The following is an 8,406-nucleotide window of genomic DNA, read 5'->3' as shown; positions in this document are numbered from 1 at the left end:
CATTTATGACACTTACCATATGGACTATTAAATGAAAACATTCTAGGAGATACTTCCTCAAAACTTATATTACAATCAGCGCATGAGAAGTTCTCGCTGAAAAGGTTTTCTTTATTTCCTACCTCCTCAATAATCACAAGTCCCTCTGAAAGCTTAAGTGAAGCCTCTAGTGCTTCAGCAAGCCTTGACTGAATTCCTTCCTTAATAATAAGCCTATCTATAACAACTTCAATATTATGCTTTTTGTTCTTATCAAGTACTATATCCTCTTCAAGGTCATAAACCTCACCATCTACCCTTACTCTTACATATCCATCTTTTTTGATTTTATCTAAAAGCTTAGTATGCTCACCCTTACGTCCTCTAACAATAGGGGATAGAACCTGAATCTTACTTCTCTCCTCAAGCATCATTATTTTGTCTACCATTTGGTCTACACTTTGCTTAGTTATAGGCTTACCACACCTTGGGCAATGTACTATTCCTATTCTTGCAAATAATAATCTTAAATAATCATAAACCTCTGTTACTGTTCCAACAGTAGACCTTGGATTCTTATTAGTAGTCTTTTGATCTATTGATATAGCTGGAGATAGTCCTTCTATATAATCAATATCAGGCTTACTCATCTGACCTAGGAATTGCCTTGCATATGCTGAAAGTGATTCTACATATCTTCTTTGTCCCTCTGCATAAATAGTATCAAAGGCTAGGGATGATTTCCCTGATCCTGATAGTCCTGTTATAACTACAAATTTATTTCTTGGTATTTCAACATCTATATTTTTAAGGTTATTTTCCCTAGCACCCTTAATAATTATTTTATTCTTTTCCACTGTTTCACCTTACTCTCCCTTAAGTGACTTAATCTTATCTCTAAGATTTGCTGCTCTTTCAAAGTCTAGCTCTGAAGCTGCAATCTTCATTTCCTTTTCAAGAACATCAATAATCTCCTTAAGATTCTCTTCATCTATAATATTTTCTATATCCTTATCTACTTCCTTACTTACTTGAAGGTTGTTATGTATAGCCTTAATTACTGTTGTTGGTGTAATTCCATGCTTCTCGTTATATTTTATCTGAACCTTACGTCTTCTCTTAGTCTCATCTATAGCTGTTTTCATAGACCTTGTAATATTATCAGCATACATTATAACCTTACTTTCAGAATTTCTAGCCGCCCTACCTACAGTTTGAATTAGGGCTGTTTCACTTCTAAGGAACCCTTCTTTGTCAGCATCTAGTATGGCAACTAATGCAACCTCTGGAATATCAAGTCCTTCCCGTAAAAGGTTAATACCAATTAAAACGTCTATCTCTCCTAGTCTTAACTCTTTTATGATTTTCATTCTTTCAATTGTATCAATATCTGAATGTAGATATCTAACCTTTATATTAATTTCCTTAAGATAATCTGTTAAATCCTCTGACATCTTCTTAGTTAGTGTAGTAACTAGAATTCTAAACCCTCTCTGTATTGTAGAGTTTATTTCTCCTATTAAGTTATCGATTTGTCCCTTAATTGGTCTAACCTCAATTACAGGGTCTAATAGACCTGTTGGTCTTATTACCTGTTCTACTATATTCTCTGAGTGTTCTATTTCATACTTAGCAGGAGTTGCACTTACAAATATAGTTTGACCCATTTTCCCTTCAAACTCTTCAAATGTTAATGGCCTATTATCGTATGCACTTTTTAGTCTAAAGCCATATTCTATAAGGTTATCCTTACGGGATCTATCTCCTCCGTACATAGCCTTAACCTGTGGAAGGGTTACATGTGACTCATCTATAAATAATAAGTAATCATCTGGGAAGTAATCAATTAATGTATATGGAGCTTCTCCTGGATTTCTTCCATCAAACAATCTTGAATAATTCTCAACTCCACTACAATATCCTACTTCCTTAAGCATTTCTATATCATAATTGGTTCTTTGTTTAATTCTTTGGGCCTCAAGTAATTTACCCTCTTCTATAAGTTCTCTATGGCGAACCTCAAGTTCTTCTTCTATAAGATGAATAGTTGATTCTATCTTCTCCTTAGATGCTGCATAGTGGGAAGCTGGGAAAATTACTATATGACTTCTTCTTCCTATAATCTCACCAGTTAAAACATCTATTTCACATATTCTATCTATTTCATCTCCAAACATCTCAACCCTAATAGCACTATCTGATGATGATGCTGGGAAAATCTCAACAACATCTCCACGTACCCTAAAGGTTCCACGTGTAAAGTTAATATCATTTCTTTCGTATTGAATCTCAACTAATTTTTTAAGTATACTATCCCTATTTTTTTCCATTCCCTCACGCAGAGATAACATTAAAGATCTATACTCATTAGGATTACCTAGCCCATATATACAAGATACACTTGCAACAACTATAACATCTCTTCTTTCAAGAAGTGCTGATGTTGCTGAGTGCCGAAGCTTATCAATCTCGTCATTAATAGACGCATCCTTCTCTATAAATGTATCTGTATGGGGTACATATGCCTCTGGCTGATAATAATCATAATAACTAACAAAATACTCAACAGCATTGTTTGGGAAAAACTCCTTAAACTCACTACAAAGCTGGGCTGCAAGTGTTTTGTTATGTGCAAGAACAAGTGCTGGCCTTTGAGATCTTTCAATAATATTTGCCATAGTAAAGGTCTTACCTGAACCTGTAACTCCAAGTAATGTTTCTGCCTTATCTCCATTTTTAAGTCCCTTAACTATTTTATCTATTGCCTTAGGCTGATCCCCTGTTGGCTTATACTTAGATACTATCTTAAATTCGTTCATACCCTCACCTCTCGAACAAAAGTTCTTTTATATTATTATATCATTATTTTCTATGTAAACAATTAAAAACATACACTTTCTATTAATAATAATTATATCTAAATATAGGATTTTTTAAACAAAAAAAGTGTAGCAAATGCTACACCTTGATTGTTAACTAACAAATATTTACCTTAATATATGTTTGCACTATATAAAATTAAATCCCAATATATAATTCATAGATAATCCTACTATTTATATATTACTAATATTTATCTACATATTTAATATTTCTTCTATAACCTTATCGTATATCTTATCTATTTCCTTAAAATTAATAGCCTTAGTATATATTCCCTCAAGCTCTTCATGTAGCTCCTTAATATTTTTAAATACTTCCTTAGCCTTAACTATTTCAGCTGAATATTCCCTATTAATATCAACTAAAATACCATTTTCCTCATCTACTATATCCTTATTAATACATAATTCAAACATATCAATTACCTTATCATTACCTACAGGGTCTACAACATGTGGTGCTGTTCCATCAAGTACAGCAACTGAAAGATCCCTTATAATAACCATATCTAAACTATTAGGGTCAAGTCCACAGTGATAAAACTCAACTTCATACCCCTTACAAAGCCCGCTTTTACCTAGCTTTTTCATAAGAGTTGACTTACCTGTTCCTGCTCTTCCCTTAATTATATATCTGTTTTCAATTCCCTCTAAAAGCTCATCATAGTAAATAGCCTGTCCCTGTGGAGTTAATGCTCCTGCAAATCTATTTATTTCATTGCCATCCATACATTCAGACTCCCCTACTACCTCTTTTACAAGGTTAGTTGATATTTGGTTAGCCTTTTCAAAGTCCATACCAATTAAATATTCTTTTTCCATTCTGTCATGGATAATCTTCGCTTCCCTTAAAATATCATAAAGCTTTTTATACTCACCTGACTTTGTATCTATTATATTTTTTATTTTTCTTCCATTCTCTCTTAAAATATCTTCATCAAAGTATTCACCAAAATTATAGATGCTTTCTACAACCCCTGGATACTTTGGATCTATAACATGTGGTGCAGTACCATCAACAATTATTAAATCAACATCATTAACATAAATAGCATCAAGTGATTCACTATCAGATGCACAGTAAATAAAATCGACACTTAGTCCCTTGTCAATTAGGGTATTTCCAACCTTCTTCATAAAAGTTGATTTTCCACAGCCTGGACCACCCTTTAAAATCATTACCCTTTTAGCAGGTTTTAGAAATTCTTCAAAGTAGGATACAAAACCCTCACATGTGTTTGCAGCTACTAAATAGGATTTGGAATTTTTCATAATACGCCTCCAAATTACTTGATATATTGATTTATCTACCTTTATAATATGAAATGATTTTTCAAATCGTTACATATACAAAAAAGAATCTACCTCTTATATAGGTAGATTCTTTTATAGATGGCTAATCTTGTTTTTTATTTTTTTCCATAGCCTTTTTATATTCATCGTTTTTCGATTTAAGTAGTGATAATATTGTTACAACCACTAATACAAGTACAACTACCATTATAGGCAGCTTTGGAAGATTTTCTCCTATTGGAGAAACTATTACTGCACATATTAAAATTACAACAAGTACTGCTACATCATGTAATTTTCTATTCTTATATATTCTATAAACAAATAAAAGAAAAAGAAGTGCTAAAATTATAAGTTTTACTATGTATGTTTCCATTCTTTCTCCCTCCCTTATATCTACATAATAACATATTTCTATATTTATTATCATTACAAATTCTCTAATCTGTTTCAATTTTTCTACTATATGTGTTAAAATATAAGAAATATTTCTAAAAAAATGCCATTAACGGAGGTGCAATTTTGAAAAAATTATTTAAAGGCAAAATTTTAACTTCCCTATTAGTATGTTTTACCCTTGTTTTAAGTAGTATAGGTTTACTTAATTCATCATTAGCCCAGGCTAAAACAAATACTTCTCCTGAATTTAGAAGTACATGGGTATCTACTGTATGGAATATAGATTTTCCTCAAACAAGTGGAAATACTGACAAGTTTAAATCAGAATACCAAAAGGTATTAAATTCATTTGATAGTATGAATATGAATGCAGTAACTTTTCAAGTTAGACCTGCTGGTGATGCGTTTTATCCATCAAAGATTAATCCATGGTCAAAATACCTAACAGGAACCCAAGGGAAGGCCCCTGCTTCAGGTTTTGACCCTCTTAAATACATGATTGACGAGACCCATAAAAAGGGTATGGAATTCCACGGGTGGTTTAATCCTTATAGGGTTACAGAGTCAAAGGTTACAGGTAAAACTAAGGAGCAACTACTTGCTACCTTAAGCCAAGATAATTTTGCTAGAAAAAATCCAGACCTTGTAATGCTATATGGAGGTAAACTTTACTTAAATCCAGGTGAGCCTAAGGTTCAGCAGCATATTGTTGATACTGTAATGGAAGTTGTACGTAATTATAATATAGATGGAATTCATTTTGATGATTACTTCTACCCGTATGATGCTAGTTTTAAAAAGGACAACCCTGATATGGCTACATACAAAAAATACGGTTCATCATATAAAACAATAGAAGATTTTAGACGCGGTAGCGTTGATAACCTAATTAAAAATATTAATATAAACATAAAAAAAGTTAAGCCAAATGTTAAATTCGGAGTTAGTCCATTTGGTATTTGGTCAAGCAAGGACAAGCATCCAGATGGAACAATAGGAGTTGCTAAATCAGCTCTAAGTAGTTACCATGACTCATTTGCAGATACAAAAAAATGGGTTAAGAACGGATATATAGACTATATAACTCCTCAGCTTTATTGGTCTATGAATAATAGCGTTGCACCTTATACAAAACTGGTTGATTGGTGGAGTGACGTTGTCCGTGGTACTAAGTGTAAACTATATATTGGACATGCTGTTTATAAGTATAAAGATGGACAAGCCTCATCATATGAAGCTGCTGACTGGAAGGATAAGAATCAAATACCTATGCAAATAGATTATTTAAGAAAAAACCCTAATGTTCACGGTAGTTCATTCTTTAGCTTAAGGGATCTTAACTCAAATATTTCAGGATTTAAAACTACCTTAGTTTCTAAATATTATACATCTAAGGTTCCAATAACAGGTTCAGATACTATAGTTCCACCTCCTACTCCAGTACCATCAACTAAGCTTAATGTGTATATTTCAGGTACAGGAAATAAAATAGCCTTTAATGATGTAAAGAATAGTAGTGCTGTTAAATATAGAGTATTTAAATTTACAGGAAACCAAACTGTAGATCTTAATAATTCTAATCATATTATAGCCACTATTAATAAATCAAAGGGTACATACTATTCATATACAGATAGCAAAACAAATCTAACTAGTAAATATACCTATGTGGTACAAGCACTTGATGCATCCTCAAAGGTAATTAGAGTGTTTAAATAGATTTTTGTAAGATAAACATATAAAGTACATGGTTATTATAATCCATGTACTTTGTTTTATGGTAGGAGGAGTATTATGGTTACTGTATACACAAGAAAAGGATGTCCATGGTGCATTAAGCTTAAGTCGTATCTTAAAAATAATAATATAAGCTACGATGAAATAGATGTAGGTGAAAATCTAGCTGCCTATGATGTTCTTGTTAAAGAGTCTAACCAATCAGGTGTTCCAGTTATTAATATTAATGGATGTTATATTGTAGGGTTTGATAAATCATCTATAGATAAAGCTTTAAATATTACATAATTTTATTTGAATTCATCCTAATAATTGGTATAATAACTTTGTCGGTATTCATTTGAAACTGAACATTTACCAATTTCATAATTTTATAATTTTATAACCGAATTATATCCTTTATGGAATAAGAACGGAGGGAAACAATGCAAAACGTAAAATCAAACTACAAAAACATTTTATCTGTTAGAAAAATAGTTTTTGCTGGTGTTTTTTCATCAGTTTCTATTTTTCTAGGTATTACTGGTCTTGGATTTATTCATATTCCACCAGTGTTTGCAACTATACTACACATACCTGTTATAATAGCAGCTATTGTGGAGGGTCCTATTGTAGGAATAATTGTTGGAGGTATATTCGGCCTGTTTAGTATGTATCAAGCAGTTACAGCTCCTACCATTACATCATTTATATTTTTAAATCCTATAATAGCTTTGGTTCCAAGAATCTTAATAGGGGTAACCTCATATTATACTTATACTTTACTTAATAGTAGTAAATTCATGTCAAAGTATAAGAAAATTTCTATAGGAGTATCAGCAGCAGTTGGAACACTTACTAATACTATTTTAGTATTATCACTTGCATTTATATTATATGGTGATAACCTAGCTTCAGCTATGGGCGTAGAGTCTTCAACAATTGGCTATACTCTACTTGGTATTGGTGCAACAAACGGAATACCTGAGACAATAATATCAACACTAATTTGTATACCTGTAGTTATTGCAGTTAGTAGATTACAAAAATAGCGTAAAATTATAGCCTAAGTATTACTTAGGCTATTTTATTTTAGGAGGAAATATGAAAGAAATAACTATAAATTCAATAGATGGTATTAAATTTGGTAATTATTCTGACCTAAAATCAGGCACAGGATGTAGCGTTATTATAAGTGAAGACGGTGCTAGCTGCGGTGTAGATGTTAGAGGCGGTGCCCCAGGAACACGTGAAACAGACCTTCTTGACCCAAGCGAAATGGTAGAAAAGGTTCATGGAGTTGTCCTTTCAGGTGGAAGTGCATATGGTCTTGATTCATGTAGTGGTGTTATGGAGTTTCTTGAGAAGAAGGGAATCGGATTTAGGGTTTCAAGTCATATAGTCCCTATTGTATGTGGTGCTGTTATATTCGATCTTGATACAGGGGACTCTACTATTCGTCCTAATAGGGAAATGGGCTATAATGCATGTGTTAATGCATATGAAGATAATGAACCTATTCAAGGAAATATAGGTGCTGGAGTTGGGGCTACTGTTGGTAAAATTCTCGGACATAATAATTCTATGAAAGGTGGCCTTGGAATGCATGCCTTAGAAATTAATGGTCTTCAGGTAGGGGCTATTGTTGCTGTTAATGCTATAGGAAATATTGTTTGTCCTGAAACAAATGAAAATATAGCTGGACCACTAGTTAATGGACTTATTTCCTCAACAGAGGATATTATGATAAAAAGCTTTAACCCTTCAACTGTATATAAGGGTAATACTACTATTGCCTGCATTATTACTAATGCTAATTTTAACAAGGCTCAGAACAAGAAAATTGCCTCAATGGCACATAACGGATTTGCTAGATGTATATTTCCTTGTCACACCATGTTTGATGGTGACACTATTTTCTCTCTTAGCACTGGAAAAATAGATGCTGATATTAATTTAGTTGGCCTACTTGCCCGTAAATGTGTTGAAAAGGCTATTATTAAAGGGGTAAAATCTGCTGAAAGTATATTTAACATTCCTTCCTACGAGGAAATAATTAAGAAAAACTAGGCTTTAGACAAATTTCCCGGGAAATACAACAAAATGGTGTCTCTATTTGGAGACACCATTTTATTAT

General features: G+C 32.5%; 7 protein-coding genes and 1 pseudogene. 4 read left to right on the top strand and 4 right to left on the bottom strand.

Annotated elements, in window-relative coordinates; genetic code table 11:
• The 4 genes and pseudogenes from RR539_RS08915 to RR539_RS08900 all read right to left on the bottom strand — a co-directional run.
• Positions 1 to 836: pseudogene (locus RR539_RS08915) on the bottom strand (excinuclease ABC subunit UvrA); the annotation flags it as partial.
• Positions 837 to 845: 9 nt separating this feature from the next.
• Entirely contained in the window at positions 846 to 2,798 is a 1,953-nt protein-coding gene (gene uvrB, locus RR539_RS08910; protein ID WP_332483774.1) for an excinuclease ABC subunit UvrB, read from the bottom strand.
• A gap of 258 nt (positions 2,799 to 3,056) precedes the next feature.
• Positions 3,057 to 4,133 carry a hypothetical protein gene (locus RR539_RS08905; RefSeq protein ID WP_332483775.1) on the bottom strand — a complete coding sequence of 359 codons (1,077 nt, stop codon included), beginning with the start codon at positions 4,131 to 4,133 and terminating at the stop codon, positions 3,057 to 3,059.
• 124 nt (positions 4,134 to 4,257) lie between these two features.
• On the bottom strand, positions 4,258 to 4,530 hold the full coding sequence (locus RR539_RS08900) for a hypothetical protein (RefSeq protein WP_332474262.1): 273 nt from the start codon (positions 4,528 to 4,530) through the stop codon (positions 4,258 to 4,260).
• A gap of 146 nt (positions 4,531 to 4,676) precedes the next feature.
• Here RR539_RS08900 and RR539_RS08895 point away from each other — a divergent pair, with 146 nt between their 5' ends.
• The 4 genes from RR539_RS08895 to RR539_RS08880 all read left to right on the top strand — a co-directional run bounded on the left by RR539_RS08895 (position 4,677) and on the right by RR539_RS08880 (position 8,339).
• The gene (locus RR539_RS08895) at positions 4,677 to 6,272 is read left to right on the top strand and encodes a glycoside hydrolase family 10 protein (RefSeq protein ID WP_332483776.1); all 1,596 of its coding nucleotides are present in this window, start codon (positions 4,677 to 4,679) and stop codon (positions 6,270 to 6,272) included.
• Positions 6,273 to 6,347: 75 nt separating this feature from the next.
• Positions 6,348 to 6,578 carry a glutaredoxin domain-containing protein gene (locus tag RR539_RS08890; RefSeq protein ID WP_332474264.1) on the top strand — a complete coding sequence of 77 codons (231 nt, stop codon included), beginning with the start codon at positions 6,348 to 6,350 and terminating at the stop codon, positions 6,576 to 6,578.
• A 137-nt stretch (positions 6,579 to 6,715) separates the two neighbouring features.
• Positions 6,716 to 7,321, top strand: a complete 606-nt coding sequence (locus tag RR539_RS08885; RefSeq protein WP_332500349.1) for an ECF transporter S component — start codon at positions 6,716 to 6,718, stop codon at positions 7,319 to 7,321.
• A gap of 52 nt (positions 7,322 to 7,373) precedes the next feature.
• Complete coding sequence (locus RR539_RS08880) at positions 7,374 to 8,339, top strand: P1 family peptidase (protein ID WP_332500348.1); 966 nt, start codon at positions 7,374 to 7,376, stop codon at positions 8,337 to 8,339.
• Positions 8,340 to 8,406: the final 67 nt, after the last annotated feature.

The sequence above is a fragment of the Clostridium sp. genome, assembly GCF_036639235.1.
Classification (GTDB): Bacteria; Bacillota; Clostridia; order Clostridiales; family Caloramatoraceae; genus Clostridium_AB.
Note: the sequence above shows the minus strand (reverse complement) of the source record. Positions and strands in the feature narration are given on the sequence as shown.

Bases quoted from the DNA above. Each gene is read 5' to 3' on its own strand.
- RR539_RS08900 (WP_332474262.1), bottom strand. From the start codon at position 4,530: ATGGAAACATACATAGTAAAACTTATAATTTTAGCACTTCTTTTTCTT.
- RR539_RS08880 (WP_332500348.1), top strand. From the start codon at position 7,374: ATGAAAGAAATAACTATAAATTCAATAGATGGTATTAAATTTGGTAAT.
- RR539_RS08885 (WP_332500349.1), top strand. From the start codon at position 6,716: ATGCAAAACGTAAAATCAAACTACAAAAACATTTTATCTGTTAGAAAA.
- RR539_RS08905 (WP_332483775.1), bottom strand. From the start codon at position 4,133: ATGAAAAATTCCAAATCCTATTTAGTAGCTGCAAACACATGTGAGGGT.
- RR539_RS08890 (WP_332474264.1), top strand. From the start codon at position 6,348: ATGGTTACTGTATACACAAGAAAAGGATGTCCATGGTGCATTAAGCTT.
- uvrB (WP_332483774.1), bottom strand. From the start codon at position 2,798: ATGAACGAATTTAAGATAGTATCTAAGTATAAGCCAACAGGGGATCAG.